This is a genomic window from Pseudoalteromonas piscicida, from assembly GCF_000238315.3.
GTDB lineage: Bacteria > Pseudomonadota > Gammaproteobacteria > Enterobacterales > Alteromonadaceae > Pseudoalteromonas > Pseudoalteromonas piscicida.
Map to the genome: position 1 here is coordinate 291,680 of NZ_CP011925.1, position 19,389 is coordinate 311,068.

General features: G+C 44.1%; 19 protein-coding genes. 16 read left to right on the top strand and 3 right to left on the bottom strand.

Annotation, left to right across the window (positions count from 1 at the left end; all coding sequences use genetic code 11):
- The first annotated feature begins 15 nt into the window (after positions 1–15).
- The 5 genes from acnD (at position 16) to PPIS_RS20830 (ending at position 5,598) form a co-directional block, all read left to right on the top strand.
- Positions 16–2,610, top strand: a complete 2,595-nt coding sequence (gene acnD / locus PPIS_RS20810; RefSeq protein WP_010370190.1) for a Fe/S-dependent 2-methylisocitrate dehydratase AcnD — start codon at positions 16–18, stop codon at positions 2,608–2,610.
- Positions 2,611–2,612: 2 nt separating this feature from the next.
- Entirely contained in the window at positions 2,613–3,788 is a 1,176-nt protein-coding gene (prpF, locus tag PPIS_RS20815) for a 2-methylaconitate cis-trans isomerase PrpF (protein WP_010370187.1), read from the top strand.
- A 148-nt stretch (positions 3,789–3,936) separates the two neighbouring features.
- On the top strand, positions 3,937–4,536 hold the full coding sequence (locus PPIS_RS20820) for a LysE family translocator (RefSeq protein WP_248694129.1): 600 nt from the start codon (positions 3,937–3,939) through the stop codon (positions 4,534–4,536).
- An 84-nt stretch (positions 4,537–4,620) separates the two neighbouring features.
- Positions 4,621–5,226: a GNAT family N-acetyltransferase gene (locus PPIS_RS20825; protein WP_248694128.1), complete on the top strand. Its 606-nt coding sequence runs from the start codon at positions 4,621–4,623 to the stop codon at positions 5,224–5,226.
- Positions 5,227–5,250: 24 nt separating this feature from the next.
- Positions 5,251–5,598 (top strand): hypothetical protein, encoded by a 348-nt coding sequence (locus PPIS_RS20830; protein WP_010370178.1) that lies wholly within the window; start codon positions 5,251–5,253, stop codon positions 5,596–5,598.
- A gap of 5 nt (positions 5,599–5,603) precedes the next feature.
- Here PPIS_RS20830 and PPIS_RS20835 read toward each other — a convergent pair whose 3' ends face one another.
- The 3 genes from PPIS_RS20835 to PPIS_RS20845 all read right to left on the bottom strand — a co-directional run bounded on the left by PPIS_RS20835 (position 5,604) and on the right by PPIS_RS20845 (position 12,246).
- Positions 5,604–7,205, bottom strand: a complete 1,602-nt coding sequence (locus PPIS_RS20835; protein WP_010370176.1) for a sensor histidine kinase — start codon at positions 7,203–7,205, stop codon at positions 5,604–5,606.
- 177 nt (positions 7,206–7,382) lie between these two features.
- Positions 7,383–8,396 (bottom strand): alcohol dehydrogenase AdhP, encoded by a 1,014-nt coding sequence (adhP, locus tag PPIS_RS20840; protein WP_010370173.1) that lies wholly within the window; start codon positions 8,394–8,396, stop codon positions 7,383–7,385.
- 346 nt (positions 8,397–8,742) lie between these two features.
- Positions 8,743–12,246, bottom strand: coding sequence for a S8 family serine peptidase (locus PPIS_RS20845; protein WP_010370170.1), 3,504 nt, complete (start codon positions 12,244–12,246; stop codon positions 8,743–8,745).
- A gap of 339 nt (positions 12,247–12,585) precedes the next feature.
- Between PPIS_RS20845 and PPIS_RS20850 the strand changes: the two genes are divergently transcribed.
- The 11 genes from PPIS_RS20850 to PPIS_RS20900 all read left to right on the top strand — a co-directional run bounded on the left by PPIS_RS20850 (position 12,586) and on the right by PPIS_RS20900 (position 19,388).
- Complete coding sequence (locus PPIS_RS20850) at positions 12,586–13,875, top strand: SAM-dependent methyltransferase (RefSeq protein ID WP_010370168.1); 1,290 nt, start codon at positions 12,586–12,588, stop codon at positions 13,873–13,875.
- Position 13,876: 1 nt separating this feature from the next.
- Positions 13,877–14,320, top strand: coding sequence for a GNAT family N-acetyltransferase (locus tag PPIS_RS20855; RefSeq protein ID WP_010370166.1), 444 nt, complete (start codon positions 13,877–13,879; stop codon positions 14,318–14,320).
- The gene (locus PPIS_RS20860) at positions 14,320–14,919 is read left to right on the top strand and encodes a Crp/Fnr family transcriptional regulator (RefSeq protein WP_010370164.1); all 600 of its coding nucleotides are present in this window, start codon (positions 14,320–14,322) and stop codon (positions 14,917–14,919) included. Before PPIS_RS20855 ends, PPIS_RS20860 begins: the two co-directional genes overlap by 1 nt.
- A gap of 70 nt (positions 14,920–14,989) precedes the next feature.
- Entirely contained in the window at positions 14,990–15,436 is a 447-nt protein-coding gene (locus tag PPIS_RS20865; protein ID WP_010370161.1) for a methyltransferase family protein, read from the top strand.
- 24 nt (positions 15,437–15,460) lie between these two features.
- Complete coding sequence (locus PPIS_RS20870; RefSeq protein ID WP_010370159.1) at positions 15,461–15,628, top strand: I78 family peptidase inhibitor; 168 nt, start codon at positions 15,461–15,463, stop codon at positions 15,626–15,628.
- Positions 15,629–15,699: 71 nt separating this feature from the next.
- A complete protein-coding gene (locus PPIS_RS20875; protein WP_010370157.1) occupies positions 15,700–15,984 on the top strand; it encodes a hypothetical protein in 285 nt (94 codons plus the stop codon).
- Between the two features lie 20 nt (positions 15,985–16,004).
- The gene (locus PPIS_RS20880; RefSeq protein WP_010370156.1) at positions 16,005–16,208 is read left to right on the top strand and encodes a DUF1289 domain-containing protein; all 204 of its coding nucleotides are present in this window, start codon (positions 16,005–16,007) and stop codon (positions 16,206–16,208) included.
- Positions 16,209–16,793, top strand: a complete 585-nt coding sequence (locus PPIS_RS20885) for a glutathione S-transferase N-terminal domain-containing protein (protein ID WP_010370154.1) — start codon at positions 16,209–16,211, stop codon at positions 16,791–16,793. It begins immediately after the preceding gene.
- Between the two features lie 25 nt (positions 16,794–16,818).
- The gene (locus PPIS_RS20890; RefSeq protein ID WP_010370151.1) at positions 16,819–17,271 is read left to right on the top strand and encodes a hypothetical protein; all 453 of its coding nucleotides are present in this window, start codon (positions 16,819–16,821) and stop codon (positions 17,269–17,271) included.
- Between the two features lie 137 nt (positions 17,272–17,408).
- Positions 17,409–18,659, top strand: coding sequence for an efflux RND transporter periplasmic adaptor subunit (locus PPIS_RS20895; protein ID WP_010370147.1), 1,251 nt, complete (start codon positions 17,409–17,411; stop codon positions 18,657–18,659).
- Positions 18,660–18,671: 12 nt separating this feature from the next.
- Positions 18,672–19,388 carry an ABC transporter ATP-binding protein gene (locus PPIS_RS20900; RefSeq protein ID WP_010370144.1) on the top strand — a complete coding sequence of 239 codons (717 nt, stop codon included), beginning with the start codon at positions 18,672–18,674 and terminating at the stop codon, positions 19,386–19,388.
- Position 19,389: the final 1 nt, after the last annotated feature.

The window sequence follows — 19,389 nt, forward strand, 5'->3', positions numbered from 1 at the left end:
TTGTTGGAAGTTGTTATGAATACTCAATTCCGTAAACGTTTACCTGATTCTGAGCTTTGCTATTACGATACAAAAGAAGCGGTAGAAGCCATCAAACCAGGTAGCTACGAGACTTTACCTTATACCTCGCGTGTGCTTGCTGAAAACTTAGTACGCCGCGCTGAGCCTGGAAAACTCAATGATTATCTTGAACAGATCATCGAGCGTCGTCGCGATTTGGACTTCCCGTGGTTTCCTGCTCGCGTAGTGTGCCACGATATTTTGGGCCAAACTGCTTTAGTCGACCTTGCGGGTCTGCGTGATGCTATCGCTGAAAAAGGCGGCGATCCGGCTAAAGTCAATCCAGTCGTACCGACTCAGCTGATTGTCGATCACAGCTTAGCTGTAGAGCACGCCGGTTATGAAGAAGATGCATTTGAGAAAAACCGCGCGATTGAAGACCGTCGAAATGACGACCGTTTTCACTTTATCAACTGGACCAAAACGGCATTTAAAAACGTTGATGTGATCCCGCCAGGCAACGGTATTTTGCACCAAATCAATTTGGAAAAAATGTCGCCAGTTATTCAAGCGCGCGACGGTGTTGCCTTCCCTGATACGCTTGTTGGCACCGACAGCCACACGCCACACGTTGATGCACTCGGTGTTATCGCCGTTGGTGTGGGTGGCCTTGAAGCGGAAAGCGTGATGCTTGGTCGTGCGTCTTACATGCGATTGCCTGATATTGTTGGTGTTGAAATCATTGGTAAACGCCAACCGGGGATCACCGCAACAGATATCGTACTGGCGATCACTGAGTTTTTACGTAAAGAGCGCGTCGTTTCGAGCTACTTAGAATTCTTTGGTGAAGGTACGCAAGATCTTAATTTAGGTGACCGTGCGACAATTTCAAACATGACACCAGAGTACGGTGCAACCGCGGCCATGTTCTATATCGATGAGCAAACCATTGATTATTTGAAGCTCACCGGCCGTGACGATGAGCAAATTAAGCTGGTGGAAAAATACGCTAAGCTAACAGGGCTTTGGGCTGATTCTTTACAAAACGTACAGTACGAGCGTGTACTTAAGTTCGATTTGTCTACGGTGACGCGTAATATTGCAGGTCCTTCAAATCCGCATCGCCGCGTTGCAACTAACGACCTTGTCAATCAAGGTATCGTTAAAGAGATTGAAGCGCCACAAGATGGCTTGATGCCAGATGGTGCGGTGATCATCGCTGCGATCACCAGCTGTACTAATACCAGTAACCCACGCAACGTCGTTGCCGCAGGCTTACTGGCGCGTAATGCCAATAAATTAGGTCTTGCTCGTAAGCCTTGGGTGAAAACGTCTTTTACACCAGGGTCAAAAGCGGTACGTTCTTATATGGAAGAGGCAAAGCTCCTACCTGAGCTTGAGCAGCTCGGTTTCGGTGTCGTTGCCTTCGCTTGTACGACTTGTAATGGCATGAGTGGCGCACTTGATCCGAAAATTCAACAAGAAGTGATTGACCGTGATTTATACTCAACGGCAGTGTTATCGGGTAACCGTAACTTTGACGGTCGAATTCATCCTTACGCGAAACAAGCCTTCTTAGCTTCACCACCGCTGGTTGTGGCTTATGCAATTGCAGGCACCGTGCGTTTTGATATTGAAAATGGTGTTTTAGGTCGCGACCAAGAGGGCAATCCGGTCACGCTTAAAGATATCTGGCCAAGCGATGAAGAAATCGATGCGGTGATCAAAGAAAGTGTTAAACCAGAGCAGTTCCGCGCCGTTTATGAACCAATGTTTGACCTTACGGTAGATTATGGTGAAGACAACGACCCACTTTATCAGTGGCGTCCAACGAGTACCTATATTCGTCGCCCTCCTTATTGGGAAGGGGCACTCGCGAGCGAGCGTACCATGAAAGGCATGCGTCCATTAGCGATTTTAGGTGACAACATCACCACTGACCATTTATCGCCATCGAATGCGATTTTGGCAAGCAGTGCGGCGGGTGAGTATCTGGCCAAAATGGGCTTACCAGAGGAAGATTTCAACTCATACGCGACACACCGAGGTGATCACTTAACGGCGCAGCGTGCGACATTCGCTAACCCCAAACTATTAAACGAAATGGTGGTTGAAAACGGCGAAGTGGTACAGGGTTCACTGGCGCGTGTTGAGCCTGAAGGCAAAGTCACCAGAATGTGGGAAGCCATCGAAGCCTATATGGAGCGTAAACAACCGCTGATCATCGTTGCCGGCGCAGATTACGGCCAAGGTTCGTCTCGTGACTGGGCTGCAAAAGGTGTACGTTTGGCTGGAGTTGAAGTTATCGCAGCGGAAGGGTTTGAGCGTATTCACCGTACCAACTTAATCGGTATGGGTGTACTGCCACTTGAGTTTAGAGCGGGCACGACTCGTAAAACGCTTGAACTCGATGGTACAGAAACCTATGACGTTGAGGGTGAACCTGCACCAGGCGCTACATTAACTCTCGTGATTAATCGTCAAAGTGGTGAGCGTGTAGAGGTGCCTGTGACTTGTCGCTTAGATACCTTTGAAGAAGTGTCTATTTACTCTGCTGGCGGCGTGTTACAACGCTTTGCTCAAGACTTCCTCGAAGCAGAAGGCGTATAACCATGAGCCAATTTAAGCCGCAAATTAAAATTCCCGCCACCTATATGCGTGGCGGCACCTCTAAAGGGGTGTTCTTTAATTTAACGGATTTACCCGAGTATGCTCAGCAACCGGGTGAAGCGCGAGATAATTTGCTGTTACGTGTGATTGGCAGCCCAGATCCCTATGGTAAACATACCGATGGCATGGGCGGCGCAACTTCCAGTACCAGCAAAACGGTGATTTTAAGTAAAAGTGACAAAGCCGACCATGACGTGAATTATCTTTTTGGTCAGGTTGCTATCGACAAACCATTTATTGATTGGAGCGGAAATTGCGGCAATTTAACGGCTGCAGTTGGCGCGTTTGCGATTAGTAATGGCTTAGTCGACGCGAATAAAGTGCCAGAGAACGGCGTCGCCGTCGTTAAAATCTGGCAGGTGAATATTAGCAAAACCATAGTGGCGTATGTTCCAATCAGCAATGGAGAAGTGCAAGAGACGGGCGACTTTGAACTGGATGGCGTAACTTTCCCAGCAGCAGAAGTGGTGGTTGAGTTTATGGATCCAAGCGACCCAGATGTTGATATGTTTCCGTCGGGCAATCTCGTCGATACGTTAACTGTGCCTGATGAAGGCACCTTTGAAGTGACCATGATAAGTGCCGGGATCCCAACGCTTTTCTTCCGTGCTTCCGATTTAGGTTATGAAGGTACAGAGTTACAAGAAGCGATTAATGGAGACTCAGGTGCACTCGAGCGATTTGAAAAGATCCGTGCTTATGGCGCAGTTAAAATGGGTTTAATAGGTCATATTGACGAAGCGAAAGTTCGCCAACATACCCCAAAAATTGCCTTCGTTGCACCTGCTAAATCTTATGCAGCATCGAGCGGTAAAGCGGTGGAAGCCAATACCATCGACTTAAACGTTCGCGCCTTATCTATGGGTAAGTTGCACCATGCGATGATGGGAACTGCCGCAGTGGCGATAGCAACCGCGGCGGCAATTCCTGGCACCCTAGTTAACGAAGCCGCTGGTGGTGGTGATCTTAACTCCGTGACCTTTGGACATCCGTCAGGCACCTTAAAGGTTGGCGCTGAAGCACTACAAGAGTCTGGCCGTTGGCAAGCTAAAAAAGCCGTCATGAGCCGCAGCGCTCGCGTGCTAATGGAAGGCCGAGTTTGCGTCCCAGAGGCGTAGCAGCATACTAAATTAAAGGCTCTATTCCCAGGAGCCTTATTTTCAAGATAAGAAAACTCCCGAGTTGTTGCTTGGTCGTGAAAGTGTGCCTGCCATTCGGCTTCTTCTTTGATTTCCACCATGCAGACTTGTAATTCATAAGGACGATATGATGTTTGAAGCTTTACTTTCTGTGGCAATCACAACCGCGGTATTACTTGGCTCACCCGGTCCTGCGCCACTTGCACTGGCTGCGACGGGGGCGAGTCAAGGTGTTAAAAAAGGTTTCCCGTTCTTAGCTGGTATTTTGGCAGGACTGCTTGTCGCGGTGATCTTTGCTGCCACTGGGGCTGCAGGGTTACTGGTTAGTCATCCCCAAGTGACACTCATGCTCAAATGGCTTGCAGCCGCCTACTTAATTTATGTAGCCTACAAAATTGCAGCAAACAACGCGGCGCTTGGCAGTGCAGGTGCGCAGCTACCGAGCTTTAAAGATGGGTTTATTCTTAACCTCCTCAACCCCAAAGCCTACGCCGCGTGTATCGCTATTTTTGCGACGGCTTCGGTGCCGGCAAGCTCAAATCTAGTTGCTACGTTACTTGCCGCTAGCGTGTGCTACGTAGTGGCGATAGTGGTCGACACAATATGGCTGGTATTAGGTGGTGTGATTTTTAAAACGCTGAAAGATGAAACCGTGCTCAAGCGGATCCGAGTTAGCTTTGCGTTAACTTTAGTTGTACTTGTTCTTTACGGGCTATTTGTCGTTTGAGTTTGATGGGAAGTCACTGGCATAGCTTTTAGGCTTAAATAGGTGTAATAATCTAAGTTATGTATCCGCCACTCAAAAAAGCCAATGATCGTTCCACCAGGTGAAAAAGACATCCCCATAAGTGATATCTGTGTTGAGTTTTCGGACTCAGCGTTTGCTTTGAGAACGTTAAGAATAGGGGAATATAAACGGTTGGAGCGTCTGTTTTCGCTTAGATATGGTGATGAGTACGATGTCGAAGAGTTATTAAAGTTACGACAACAAAGAGTGCTAGTACCTTTTTTACAAGCTACTGAAGATAAATCAAAGCACTGTATTTGTGTGCGACAAACTCAAACGCGCGAAATGCTTGGCATGATCTTAATTACAGTCGATGACTCAGCGGCGAAAAAAGTATTAGTAGAAGAGAGTTGGTTTATTCACGATGCCCTGTATGACAAGGTGTTTTGTGTACTGGTGACAGAGTATTTGAATACGCTAGGCTTTGCTTTGGTTGAATTTAGAGTCGACGAGCGTAATGATGTAGTACGCCGGTGGGTTGAGCAACTTGGTGCTCACTTTGATGGCATATTACGTCATGAAGGTGTTTATCGGAACGAGTGCTTCAACCTTGCTGTGTACTCTATTTCTCAGGAAGAGTGGCAGTGTGTTGTTCCCTTGTATTCTATTTACAAAGCGCTACCGCAATAATAGGGAAGCTTAAAGTGTGCATTTATGGAAAGTAAACCAAAATATTTTCGCTGGCAACTTGGCAGACAACAGTCGGGTTATCAAAAAATGTTACTAGCAACCGCGATGTGGCCAGTTAAGTTTGATATGTATTTACTGAAGTTTCCGACTGGATGCGAAGTACCACCGCACACCGATAAAGTCGTTTCAGGGAAACATTTCAGGCTAAATATTGTTTTAAAGCGGGCTAAGTTAGGCGGTGAATTTAAGTGTAAAGATCCGCTTTATAGCAGCAGTCGCATCAAACTTTTTAGACCCGATAAATCAGAGCATTCCGTTTCTAAAGTAGAAGCTGGTACTCGAGTATTGTTAAGTATCGGTTGGGTCCGTTAGCGCGACTAGCTCGGCAACTTGATAATGATACTTGTTCCGGAGTTAGATTCTGTTTCACACTCAATTACGCCATTAAAATACTGAGTGACAATCGCGAGCGCAACACTTAGCCCTAAACCCAAGCCTTTTTGGGTGCGATTACCGACGACAAAAGGATCAAATACTTTATCTTTGATTTCATTTGGAATACCGCCGCCGTTGTCCGTGACTTTAATCGTATATCCAAGTTTTGAGGCTTGAGCCGATATAATCACACACGGGGTTTGCACTGAGTTATCAGCAAAGGCGTGGTAAAACGCATTTTCTATTACAGGTTGGAAAACCTGCTGTAACAACCTTTCAGGCGCGGTGATAGCAAGTGCCTCGGGAATATCTAAGGTAATATCAATATGTGGGTGTTGATTGGCAAGCTCACTCACACATCGTGTGATAAGTGGCTGTAAGTAAATAGGCTTTACTTCTCCTTCAAATCCAGTATTGGTGATGATTTTGAGCTTGTCGATAATACCGGTGATCCGCTCGGTACTATTGACGACGAGCTTGGCACAGCTTTCAATATTTTCTATCGAGTGCAATAAAGCAGACTTGGCGATTTCATTTTTATTGACCCTTTGCCTTACTCCTTCGACAAGCAATAATTGGTTACTGGAAGCGGTCATGGCGACGCCAATCGGCGTGTTAATCTCGTGGGCAAGTCCTGGGATCAATCGCACCAGCGTTGCTGACTTTTCGGCGTTTATCAGGCGTTTTTGAGTCTCACTGAGTTCACTGATCGCGTGATTAAGTGCTTTGTTTTTTTCTACTAACTCTTCGGTTTGGCTTTTTACTTCCGTATTTAGATAATCAATAATACTTTTACGGATGGCCGAACGAGAGTTGTACAACGCGATGAGGCTAAGTAATAGCAAGATAAAGCAAACAAACGCGGCACCATAATAGGATTTTACCTTTTTATTGCTGCTTGCAAGGAGTGAGCTGAAATCCTGCTCTCTGCGTTCTAAAAAGGCATTGATGTGCGTCATTATTTGTACTTTACTTTGGAGGTAAGCCTCGCTGTACAAAATCTTGAGGGCCTGCTGATTTTTCCCTGCTGCCACGAGTTCAAAGGCTTCGCGCTCAAGTGACACGAGTGCTTCACTTTTATCCTCTGTATTTCGCAACATAGTTAATTCATCCGTAGAAACCCCATTTTCTAATAATAATGTCAGCAGCGCTTTTGGTGCTTCTTTTTCAAATGGTGCTTGACCCTCTTTGACCAGCAACATGTCCCAATAGACGCGGTGCAAATGCTTAGGGCGGGGGGAAGTGCCGTTACGGATCGTTAAGATCTCATCAAAAAATTGCTTAAATTTGGGGTTGCCCGTGGCGGCATAAGCCCGAGCCATCATGGTGAGTTGATCTGAGCTGAGTCTCAACTCTTGGGATAAACGAACAAGATTAAAATTCCTTTCTATTTCTTGCTCTTGCGCTTCCTTATTGACGAATGCCAAAAATGTGAACACCACAGAAAGAAAAAAAAGCAGCATGGAGAGCGCTGATATATGGTAGAAGTACTTAAAGCTAAATGACTGACTTGGATGAAGTATGTTGCTTTGACTGGCTGCCATGTATTCAACGTTGTTAAGACTCGAATACACAAAGTATAGTTAACCTAAGCTCGGAATAACAATTTGTTCTCTGGCCGTTGTCATTCTGCGCTCTGGTTGATCGTTCTAGGCTTTTGTCACTTTGCCGAAGTGAGAAAGCAGCCAAATGGATAACAAGTATTTGGCTGCTCGATGGGTCTAGTCGAAAGTAAGCACGATCCTGCCGTTAATGTCACTATTGAGCATATCGTCAAATATATCGTTGATTTGCTCGAGTGGCTTGGTTTCAATAATGGCTTTTACCTTGCCCTTAGCAGCAAACTGCAAGCATTCAGTGAGGTCTTGACGAGTACCAACAATACTGCCAACAACACTGATACCTTTAAGAACGGTATCAAATATAGGAATAGGCATTTCTTCAGGTGGTAAGCCAACGAGCACACAAGTACCGCCGCGCTTTACGCTGTTAAATGATGTCGTAAAGGCTGGCTTTGAGACCGCGGTACAAACTACGGCTTGGACTCCACCTAGCTTATTTTGCATTAACTCTGCGGGATCATTGTGCTTAAAGTCGATACATAAATCGGCGCCAAGATCTTTTGCCAGTGCTAACTTTGATTCGCCAGTGTCAACCGCAACTACATTCAGCCCCATTGCTTTGGCGTATTGCACTGCTAAGTGACCAAGGCCCCCTACACCAATAATGGCAACCCATTCACCGGGTTTAGCTTTCGATACTTTTAGTGCTTTATAGGTGGTGACGCCCGCGCAGAATAGAGGTGCGGCATCGACAAATGACAAGCCTTCGGGGATTTTTACCACGTAGTTGGCATCGGCTTTACAGTATTGTGCGTAACCGCCGTCGACGGAATAGCCACTATTTAACTGCTCTGGACATAAGTTTTCGTCCCCTTTTAGGCAGTGTTCACAATGACCGCAGGCGCTGTGAAGCCAAGGTACACCCACTCTATCACCAACGGCTAAATGTTTAACATCGTCAGCTTTTGCGATAACGGTACCCACACCTTCGTGACCAGGCACTAGTGGTAATTTAGGCTTAACAGGCCAGTCGCCATGACAGGCGTGTAAGTCGGTGTGGCAAACACCACAGGCGGCTATTTCAACGATGACCGATCCTTGAGTAAGTTGCGGTTTTTCAATTTCTTGAATTTCTAACGGTTGTTTAAATTGGTGCACTAACGCTGCTTTCATCTTTTTGCTCCTTGATTGAGTCGATAGTAGCTTAGCAGCTATAACTAGGAGCAATTTGATCCGAAACAATGAATAAGGTGAGAGTAAATAACCTGAGCTGCGGATAATTAATGCCTTTCTAGCAGCCAGTTTTAGCGCTAACTGCGTTGAATTCACTTCCAATAGCCAGCTATTGGTGCGTAAATTCGCCTTGTTTTCCCTAAAACTTGCTGGCTAGACAAGGAAAAAACTAAGTTGTGCTTTAGCAACAATGAGTTGGAACATTCCTTATCCAAACCTCAGGTTAAATAAAAATGGCGAGCACAATGCTCGCCATTTCATTACTTAATTACAAAAAAGTAGGGTGTTATTTTCTTCTACGTAGCAGCGCCAGTGGTGCAGCTAGTAGTAACCAAAATAGCGAACCACTTGAAGATTTTGATGGTGTCGGTGTAGGTGTTGGATCTGGAGTCGGCTGTTCTGACTCTTCATCCATTAAGTTTGTTACCTCGACCATAATTTTCGCAGGTTCAGATACATTGCCACCGATATCAGTCGCCACGACTTCAAGCTCAACGCTTTCTAGTCCTGAGTCGAAGTCTAGTTGCTCGCTGCTGGCGACAATGACCTGTCCTGATGAATTAACAGTGATAGCTGAAGAAGTTGAAGCAATAACAATAAACTCAGAAACTGGGTTCGCAAAGTCAGATGCGTATTCAACCTCTAGCTGGCCAATAACGGTATCTACCGCTGTATTTTCCTCGACTGAGAATGACTGATCAGCAGTAATGATTGGCGCTTTCGCAGATTCTTCTGACGGAGAAACAACAACTGGCACCGCCCCGTTACTTGATAGAATCATGAAATCATTGTCGGAGAAAGTTAGGTTTGCTGACTCACCAGGTGCAAGCTCTGTTACTTCATTACCAGCATCATCAACGAGCATAGCTAAACCTTCCGCTTCAGCTGTAGCTACTTCCATTGCTGGTGCTTTTATCATAAAGCTATTCGCGAAAGCTTCATCTAATGAGTTAGAAGGGATAGGCATCCAAGTCTCTTCTTCCGTGCGGAAGCGAATTTTAGCTTCCACTCCAGTTGCGACCTGCTCGGCTGTAAGTCCAAATGCATCAGCACAACTGGTCATGGTGACGAAATTATTACCAGATGCAAATTGAATATTGGAAGGAAAGCCGGTTCCTGAGCCATAACCATGAGTAAATGAGATAGCGCTACCAGATAGGAAATCGCCAAACCATTCTTGCTTGCCGTTTTGAACAGTTACATCATAAGTGCCATCTGGCGATGTCCCACCTTCAGCTGGCAAATCGAAATCAGCCATAAAGCCACCTTGATAAGTGTGGATAATAGGTTGATTAGTAACCATGGTCGTCAATAGCATGTAACCCGTATCACAAACGTCAGTTGAGACGGATGTTGTTTCTACAGCAGCACCAACTATATCCAAACGTTCGCTGTCACCCGCTTCATCTTTTGCAACCGTTGAAGCAAAAAATGGCTTTAAAGTCGCAGCGCCAGTATTGGTTAATACGTGTCTAGCACCTTGGTCATCAACGACAGGCATAACTTTCGCGTTAGCAGCAGCTTTTGGTAGCACATGATAAACCAAGTGCAGCGCTTTTTCGTCGCCAGACATAAAGTTCAATGCACCATCAAGCTCTAATGTTGTAAGGTCGTGTGTTGCATCCAAGAATGCCATGTTGGCAGAAGTTAATGTCCATTCAGGCAGTTTAGTTGGATCTATAGTTGCTGTTACGTCAAACGAAATGGTTTGTCCTGCAGGAACGGTGATCGACTCAGGAAAGGCCATACTAAGTGCGCCACGCTCAGCGTCGTCAGCAAATCGCTGCTCATATGCCAATGTATAGGTCTGCTCTTGATTCGAGAAGTTTTTAACGACTACCTTTTTGGTGATAGATGAAGTTTCAGATAGTGAAACCAAGCCAAATGATAGCGCCGCTTGCATCGTATCTTCAGCCCATGCTGCAACCGGAAGGTTTGCCGCTTTTTCAACATCTACAAGACCTGAACCAATAAAGCTGATTGGTGCAAGCGCTGCATTTGGGTTTTGCGAGCGAGGTTCCATGGTAACATCTAAGTTAGCCGCGTTCATTAATGTTGCTTTTAGCTCAAAACCATTGCGATTTGGTAGTGCTTCTTTAAGCATACTCATGGCACCAGCTGTAATAGGGCCAGAGAATGAAGTTCCACTTGCTGGAGTAAGTCCATCACCAAGGCCTGGATGTGCAGTCATAATGCTAACACCTGGCGCTGTGATTTCAGGTTTTAATCTTCCGCTGATAGAAGGTCCGCGAGAGGTGAATGACGCGATCATGCCTTCTTTTAGAATGATTGTGGCATTCACATTATAGGCAACATTGTTTCCAGCTAGTAACTGTTGTTTAAGTGCTTTACCTTGGCTGTAGCTCAAACCAATTGTCGGGATCTCAATACCTGATGCACTGCCACCTGGTTCAGTTGGACCACCACCTTTAACATTATTGGCGATCATCACCAACTTCGCGCCTTTCGCTTGGGCATTTAGCACTTTTTGAGTGAAGTTACAGCCGCCTCGGTCAACAAGGACCGCTTTGCCCGTAAAGTCGACGTCGTCTGCAAAAGGTTCGCAAGCAATAGATGTGGCATCTCCTAGGTTATTCTTTTCAGTCTCAATAAATGCTAGCGGGGTTGTGTCACTACTAAACTCAAATTCTTCAAAGCCCTCAGGGTTAAAACTTGCCGCACCTGCTACAGTCGTTTCCCCCATCAAGGTTGCTAAAATGTGCTGACCTTTAATGACTGAGTGCTCCATCGCACCAACAGAAAGTGCATTATCTGTTGTACTAGGACCACCAACAATAAATGGTGTAGGGCCATCATTACCTGCTGAGATAACAACGTTAGTACCTAGCATCACGGCTTTATCAATAAGTTCTTGTACCGCCCCTGCACGGTTATCACCAAAGTCTCCGCCTAGTGACATATTTATAACATCTACGCGGTCTGAAATATCACCGTCTCCATTTGGATCCATGGCAGACTCTAGTGCTAATAACTGCGCTAAGCCTGGACAACCTTCAGCACAGACGGAGTAGACAAATAGCTCAACATTCGGTGCGATACCGGTTACTGAATGAGATACGTGAGTACCGTGGCTAGTACCTACGTCAATTGGGTCTGGATCGTTATTAATAAAGTCATAACCGCCTAGCACTTTGCCTTGTGGCCAAGCTGGAGTGTCTGAAGGGTTACTTGCTGCAGCTTCATACGCTTCGGCTGTACCAGCTCCGCCAAATGCTTGGTGAGTGTAATCAATACCCGTATCAAGTACTGCAACACGAATTCCTGCACCTGTAACTTCACCTGTTGAAACTAAAGGCGTTGCTTTTATGTAATCGGCACTGTCAGCCACATTCAATTTATAATCAAATACAGGTAACACTGAATGTACTAATGGGTTGTTCAGCAGCTTGTTAACCTCTGCTTCTTCGCCATTGACGATAATTGCATTGGATAGCTTAGATGTTTTCGCCACAACTTGAAGTGTTGGACTAGTGTTAGCGATTGCAGCCTCTACACTTTGTTGAGTTTGCTGAATACTTGATGTTGCACTTTTGAAGTTAATGCCGGCGAGATTTTGTTCAGCTACTGAGGGAGTTGTTAATTTAACTAACCATGTTACAACGTTCTGTGTAGATTTCCTTGTCTGTTTATTCTTTAATTCTGGATATTGACTTTTTAGAGATGGTTTATTTTCAAAGTTATATTGATTGTACGTCGCAGCAGCAACTGTAGAAGACGACAAAGCAGTCACTACAGCGATTGTGAGTGCTGACTTATTTAGAGTTGACATCGGATTTCCCCATCATACTTGTTATGGTTTTTAATTGTTTTATTTACATCCCATTTCAGGATTTGAACAAATATAGTTCCTTTTTGGGTGGCATTTCAACTTTTTGTTACGAAAAGTGGGATTTTTTTACTTTTTTAATTCTTTTCTTATTAACAATTTCATGATGTAGGATCATAAAATGGGAATACGTCTTTTCTCATTGGCTCGAACAAAGTGTATTAGCAATACAGCAAGTTAATTGGATATTTTTATTGCTAATATCTCCACGCTATTCTTAAATAATAGTTCATTAAAAAGAAGTCCTTAGCCCAATAAGTCTTATATATCACAGGAAAGCAAATGGATCTTAATAGCTTTAACCTCGGATGTTTAGCAGGAATTTTTTCCGCAAATAAGCAGTCTCCTGAATTGACTGTATTGTTTGACGAGTTCGTGCAATGTTTTGGTAAATTGAGTGGCGTTGATACTCAGTTTGATATGAATGATTGGAGTAGTGTTCACACTGAGTATGGTGTAGCCATTTCCCCTGTTCAGGCCGCTAAATGTTCTCAAGAACAGCTGCGTAGTTTGGTTTTTATGCAGGGCGTAAAGGCAGCGATTGAAGATAAATTGAGTGAAGGCTTATCCGAAGTGCGTATTTTATACGCAGGCACCGGTCCCTACGCCACGCTATTGCTTCCATTGTTAGCACTACACCCCAGTCTTCCTATAAAAGCTACCCTAATAGATATACACCCAGAAAATGTCGTAGCGGTGAAAAAGTTAATTGATACTTTTGATGTCGAGCACTGTATCGAACAGCTGGTTTGTTGTGATGCATTAAAATGGCAGGGTGAAGAAAAATGTAGCTTTGATATCGTGATTTCCGAGACGATGACGGCACTACTAAAAAGAGAGCCACAAGTTTGGATCTTCAAGCATCTATTTCCCTACCTCAAAGAAGACGGTATTTTGATCCCTGAGTCTATCGCATTATCGGCAACATTAAATAGAAAAGGGGAGCAAATACACATTGGAGAATTTTTTAACCTACAGAAATCTTCGGTACAGAAACTCAGTGGTGGTGACGATACGCTATTAAGTGGGAAGCTGGTTATCCCAGATAGCCACCAGCCAGGAGATGGCTTTAAGTTGCAAACGGATATCGTCGTTTATGATCGCTACGGACTCGGTGAAAATGAATGCAGTCTCAATATTCCATTTACCATCCCATGTGAAGCAACTAATTTATCAGCTGGCGCTATTGTCAAATATGCATACGTCAATTATGAATCTCCCGAGTTCGTGTTTGACTTCCCATCACCGCCGAGTTTCGTGCAAGATAATTGCCTTGCACCCATAGATGAACAGGGAAAGCTTGGCCTAGTTGGAATAAAAAGTGTTTTTCAGCATTCTCAGCTCATCAAGTATGGTAAGAATATGGCTATGCCTGAAAACCTTTGGTTATGTCAGCAAGCTTTATGTGATGTTTTTAATGTTTCGCTTCAAGATTGGCTAGCGAAACTCTATCAATCAGTTACTTTAGAGGCTTTTGAGGAGTGGCTAATGGAACAAGAATCGAGATTACAGGATAGCCTTTTTATTAGTGAACTTAATTCAAAACTTCTACTTAAGTATAAAAGCGAATGAGATGGTCACATTAGTTCGAGGTGTTTTTACACAACTTCCAGCTTTGAGCAAAATGGAGAATGCGGATGATAATAAAGAATTTATCTTGAGCAATTCGCTGCTTGCTCATCAGCAGTTATTTTCTGAATCCAACATACACTATTTAACAATCCACTCAGGCAGTGAAATAGTTGGCTTTATTATTTTAGCCGTTGAAACAAAACTGGAAAGTGTTGAATTTCGCCGGATTGTGGTTGCTAAAAAGGGATTGGGAATAGGGCAAGAAGCGATAAAACAGATGGAAAAATACGTGTTAAAGGAGTTGCGTATTACGCGCATTTGGCTAGATGTTTTTGCAGATAATACGCGAGCGCAGCACATATACCAAAAGCTTGGATATCAGCAGTTCGATACGATGCCTTACGACAATAAAATCCTGTTACTATTCGAAAAGCACTTACACTAATGGCTAAATCAAGTAACGAAAATTATCAAAAATGGTTAGCTGTATATGGGCGGTTAGTTGACTTCTCACACGATGACTGGCTACTTATGGCTCCACATATAAAAATCGGTCATATCACAGCCGATACGATACTATTCGCGCAAGGCGAGAAAATCTCGAGTGTTTACTTTTTATTAGCGGGATATGGACGATATTTCTACCTAGATGAAAAGGGTAGTGAACGGAATAAATCTCTGCTACAAAAGGGCGGGGCATTCTCTTGTTTATCTTGTTATCTGGAAGATCAGCCAAGTCCATTTTCAACGCAAGCGCTAACAGACTGTGTGATTGCCGAAATTCGCTATGCTGACTTAGTCACTGCATCTGAGCAAAACCTCAACTGGGGGCGGTTTGTACGCAAAATGTATGAACAGTTGGCGCTTAAAAAAGAGAAACGCGAAGCGGCGTTACTTCAGTTAAGTGCAAAGGAAAGATACTTACGCTTTACCATAGAAAATCAAGCATTATGTCGCTCGGTTGCATTGCGCCATATCGCGATGTATCTCGGGATCACGGATGTATCGCTGTCGAGAATTAGAAAAGAGCTTGGCTTAACATAGGTTAAGGCGCAGCAACAAAATTCGATTTACCTTATCTCTACATTTTGTCTTAATGGTAAGGAATAACATCATGAAAAAGCTACTGCCTCCTATTTTACTATTTTTATTTGTCATATTGATGCCTGTGGTGTGTTGGTTGGTTGCTGCACCACATTTAATTTATTACCCTTTCAATTTTTTAGGGTTAGTACCGATTGCTTTGGGGCTTGCACTGGCCAAGTCGGGCAGCACGATATTCGCGAAGGAAGAAACCAATATTATGACTTTCAATAAGCCTGATAAATTAGTAGAAGCTGGGATATTTCAATATACCCGTAATCCCATGTACCTAGGCTTTGTCATTGCATTACTGGGCTATGCTGTATTAATCGGTGGTGCACTCGTGTCATTTTTATTTGTGATTGCTTTTTTACTTATTACTGACAGATGGCACATTCGGTTTGAAGAAAAAATGATGGAACAAACTTTTGGAGATGCCTATTTACGCTATCAAAGGAGAGTGCGTCGTTGGCTTTAAATTCCAAGCATAAATGAGGATAAAATGAAAATGGTGCAAGATATTGATTATTCAAAATCCTTACAAACAATCGTTGGTAAGGTGGTTAGAGTTTACCAATCTGGAGATATGCTTACCCAAGATCACCAACCTCAGCGACTCAATATTGAGTTAAACGACGCGCAACAGGTCGTGCGTATGTGGTGGGGATAGCCCCACCCAGTTTGTATATTGATTGATGAAGATGGTGTATTTCGTCTAATCAAATCATTAAAGGTATTAAGATGCACATTGACCTCGTTAAAGTATTTTTTGTTGTAGCTACGTTCACGAGCCTAGCTGTTTATGCCGTTAGCTACGATGAAATTACAGATATTGATGCGCTAGCGGCGCATTTTGATGAGCCCACTTTTGAACAGTACTTCTTAGAAGAAGGTATGGAATTTATTTGGTTTTACTTTAAGGATATTGACCACTCTTTTTTGATTAATACTGAGACGGGAGAGGTCTGCCATCATTTTAAAGGCAAAAAGAGAGAGTCTTGTTTTCCGGCAAGTTATTTTGAGTAAATCTATTTAAAGGAGCTGCGATGTCACACTCAAGTTGTAATTTAGTCCAATCCCCTTGCATCAGAAAGTGTTGTTTGGATGATAAAGATGTGTGCTTAGGTTGCTTTAGAACGTTGAATGAAATCACCAGTTGGACAAGTTACAGCGAAGATGAAAAGCTCAAAGTCTTGGCGTACTGTACGAGGCGCAAACAGCAACATACTCAGAAATATCAAGGAAATTAAATGAAATTGGTGATTGGGACCGAATCAACTTGGTCATTAAGAGCGCTGTTATGTGCGTCTATCTTAGATATTGAGTTAGACATTGAACTTATCGATTTGACCTCTTGTGTTGACAAAGCAAAGTTGGCCAATGTATCGCCGACTAAACAAGTACCAGCTTTGCTCGTGGAAGGTCATGTCATTGCTGACTCACTCGCGATTGCAGAGTTCTTCAACGACCTTAGTGAAGGCGGTTTGCTACCACAAGACCCTTATGAGTGTGCACAGGCACGTAGTCTTGTCGCTGAGATGCACGCTGGCTTCACTGCGCTACGCTGTGAATTACCTTTTTCTTTCACGCCAAATACGTCAATAAATTTGTCGGATGCGGCAAAGTGCGAGCTAAAAAGGGTAGAAACTCTTTTTGCTGCGGCTCACTCCCCATTTATGTTTGCAAAGCCAACTATGGTCGATGCATTTTATGCTGTGCTTGCTTATCGTTTATTTAGCTACGGTATTCAATTGGCGCAACCTGCAACGGAATATCAGAATGGATTAGTTGCATGGCTTGAAGCTCGTAACGTATTGCACTTAGTGCATTCGTAGTTTTATAGTGTATGCGAAGTACCGTATGAATCTTGAATTTAAAGAACTAAGCAAAAGTCGAAGTGCCAAGTTACGCAAAGTAATACTGCTTAATAGTGTGTTATTACCAGCCACTGCACTTGGTTTTGTCTACCTGCCAGACTTACTCCAAGCAAACATTAATGGTGCTGGAAAACTGATGGCTGCCGTGGGGATGGGGCCAGTTATTGCATTGGTTTATAGCATTATTATTGGTGTGGCGGAGCAACAGTTTGTCCGGTTTGATAACCAAGGTATTACCTTTGGCGGTCCTGTCTCTGGTGAAACCTTTTGCAACTGGCTCGGCGTGCGTGAGCTGACATTGAGCGACGACCAAACAGCGTTGCACGTACAGAGTTCAGGCTTGAATACTACGGTGATGTTTCCATTAAAAAAATATGGAATTTCGCTCTACGATTATCAGCAAATACAAATGTTTCGCTTCCGACACAGTTATTAAGTTTTTAGTGTCTCGATTTCGACACATATTTTATCGAGTACGAACTCAATCCTATTGTATTGCATTGATTTTTAAATGAAAAACATTTGGCCTGAAATTTGATTCATCATCTGTATTCTCAAAGTGGAGTACAGAGTATGGATATAAAACTGGCGAAAACAAAGCGCATGCCGCTTAAGAAGCTCGCATTGCTTGTTATTGTGCTATTTGTGGTCGGTTTGGTACTTTTTGCCAAAGCATATACCCAAAGTGCATCAAACGTGGTTTTCCAAGAAGAGTTAATCGTTGCTAAAGTCCAACAGGGCGAGTTTGAACTCAGTGTTAAGGGACTTGGCAGTCTTGCATTGGAAAAACGCCATTTGGTTACCAGTAGTAGTGGCGGGAAAGTCGTTGAAGTGTTGGTTAAACCGGGTGAAATGGTCACTCAAGGTACGCTACTTGCCCGGCTTGAAAACCCATCACTGCGCGAAGCGCTCATTCAAAAACATAGCCAACTTACCAAAATTTCAGCGCAACATGAGGCCGAACTTGCAGAATTAAAGGCAAAAGTGCAAGAGGCGCACACCGCACATCATGATGCTTTGCTGGCTTATAAAGCCGACAAAATTCAGTGGCAGGCGCAAAAAACCTTAATAGAAAAGGGCAATAGCACTATCTCTATGCTTGACCATCAACGCAGCGAGTTTGCAATGCAGCGTAGTCAAAAGCAAGTGGAGTTACAGCAAGCGAGGGTTGCCACTCAGCAAGAAGTGCAACAAGCAAAAGCCAAAGCGCAGCTGGCTGAGCAAGCAAGTCTACGTTCCGAAATAAAGCTACTTGAAGAGAATATCGCAGCGCTTGATGTGCGCTCGCCAATTACTGGACAAATTCAGGATGTGCTGATTGAAGTGGGCATGCAATTGTCTAATACCAGCTCGGTTGCAGAGGTGGCAGATCCACGTTTGCTGGTTGCTAAGATAAACATCGCGGAACTAGATGCGCCGCATGTACAAGTGGGGCAGTCGGCTACAATCGATACTTACACCTCGCGTTTTAACGCCATCGTAAAACGCGTTTCCCCAAAAGTTACCAATAGCCAAGTTGAGGTAGAGCTGAGCATTGAAGGCACTTTGCCAAGAGAAGCCAGAGATAAACTCAACATTGAAGGGGTTATTGTAACGAGCCATAAGCCCGAGGCGATATTCGTCGCAATGCCAGCCAATGCTGTTGCAAATAATCAAGCGAGCGTGTTTGTTGTTGATGAACACCTCGCCACGAAAAAAACGGTTAAGTTTGGTCAGCGTTCGGTAAACTACATCGAAGTGCTTGAAGGACTTAATAAAAATCAAACTATCATTATTTCCGATATGGAAAAGTATACTCAAGATAGCCAAGTGCTAGTGCGTTAACAGGACATCATTATGAACTCAGTCATTCAACTTAATAATATCGAAAAGCGGTTTCAGACGGACGAAATTGCAACTCAAGCGCTAGACGGCATTAATCTCGTAGTAGAGCCCGGCGAGTTTGTGGCTATCACGGGACCGTCAGGGTGCGGCAAATCAACGTTATTGTCAATTTTGGGCTTGATTGATGAACCAAGTAACGGTGAGTACTTTATCAGTGGTAACCAAGCATTTAATTTAAGCTCGGACGAGCGTGCTCACATTCGTGCTAATCATATTGGTTTTATTTTTCAGGCCTTTAACCTTATCAGTGATTTAAACGTGCTTGAAAATGTCATGTTACCGCTGACTTATATCGGCGGCATTAGCCAAAAAGAAATGGAGCAAAAAGCCAAAGACGCGCTGGCGATGGTGGGATTAGAAAATCGCATCAATCATTTTCCTTCTCAGCTTTCAGGCGGTCAGCAGCAGCGCGCTGCAGTTGCAAGAGCCTTGATTAACTCCCCAGACCTCATCCTCGCCGATGAGCCGACCGGTAACTTGGACTCACATAATGCGCAGCAAGTGCTTGGGCTGTTAAGCGAGCTTCATGCTGCTGGCAAAACGATTTGTATGGTAACGCATGATATCGAATCTACGACTTACGCTAGCCGTGTTATCTCTATGCTAGATGGCACAATTTTAAGAGACAAAAAGCAGCTTGAGCACGCAAGTAAAGTCGTAGGAGCTTAGT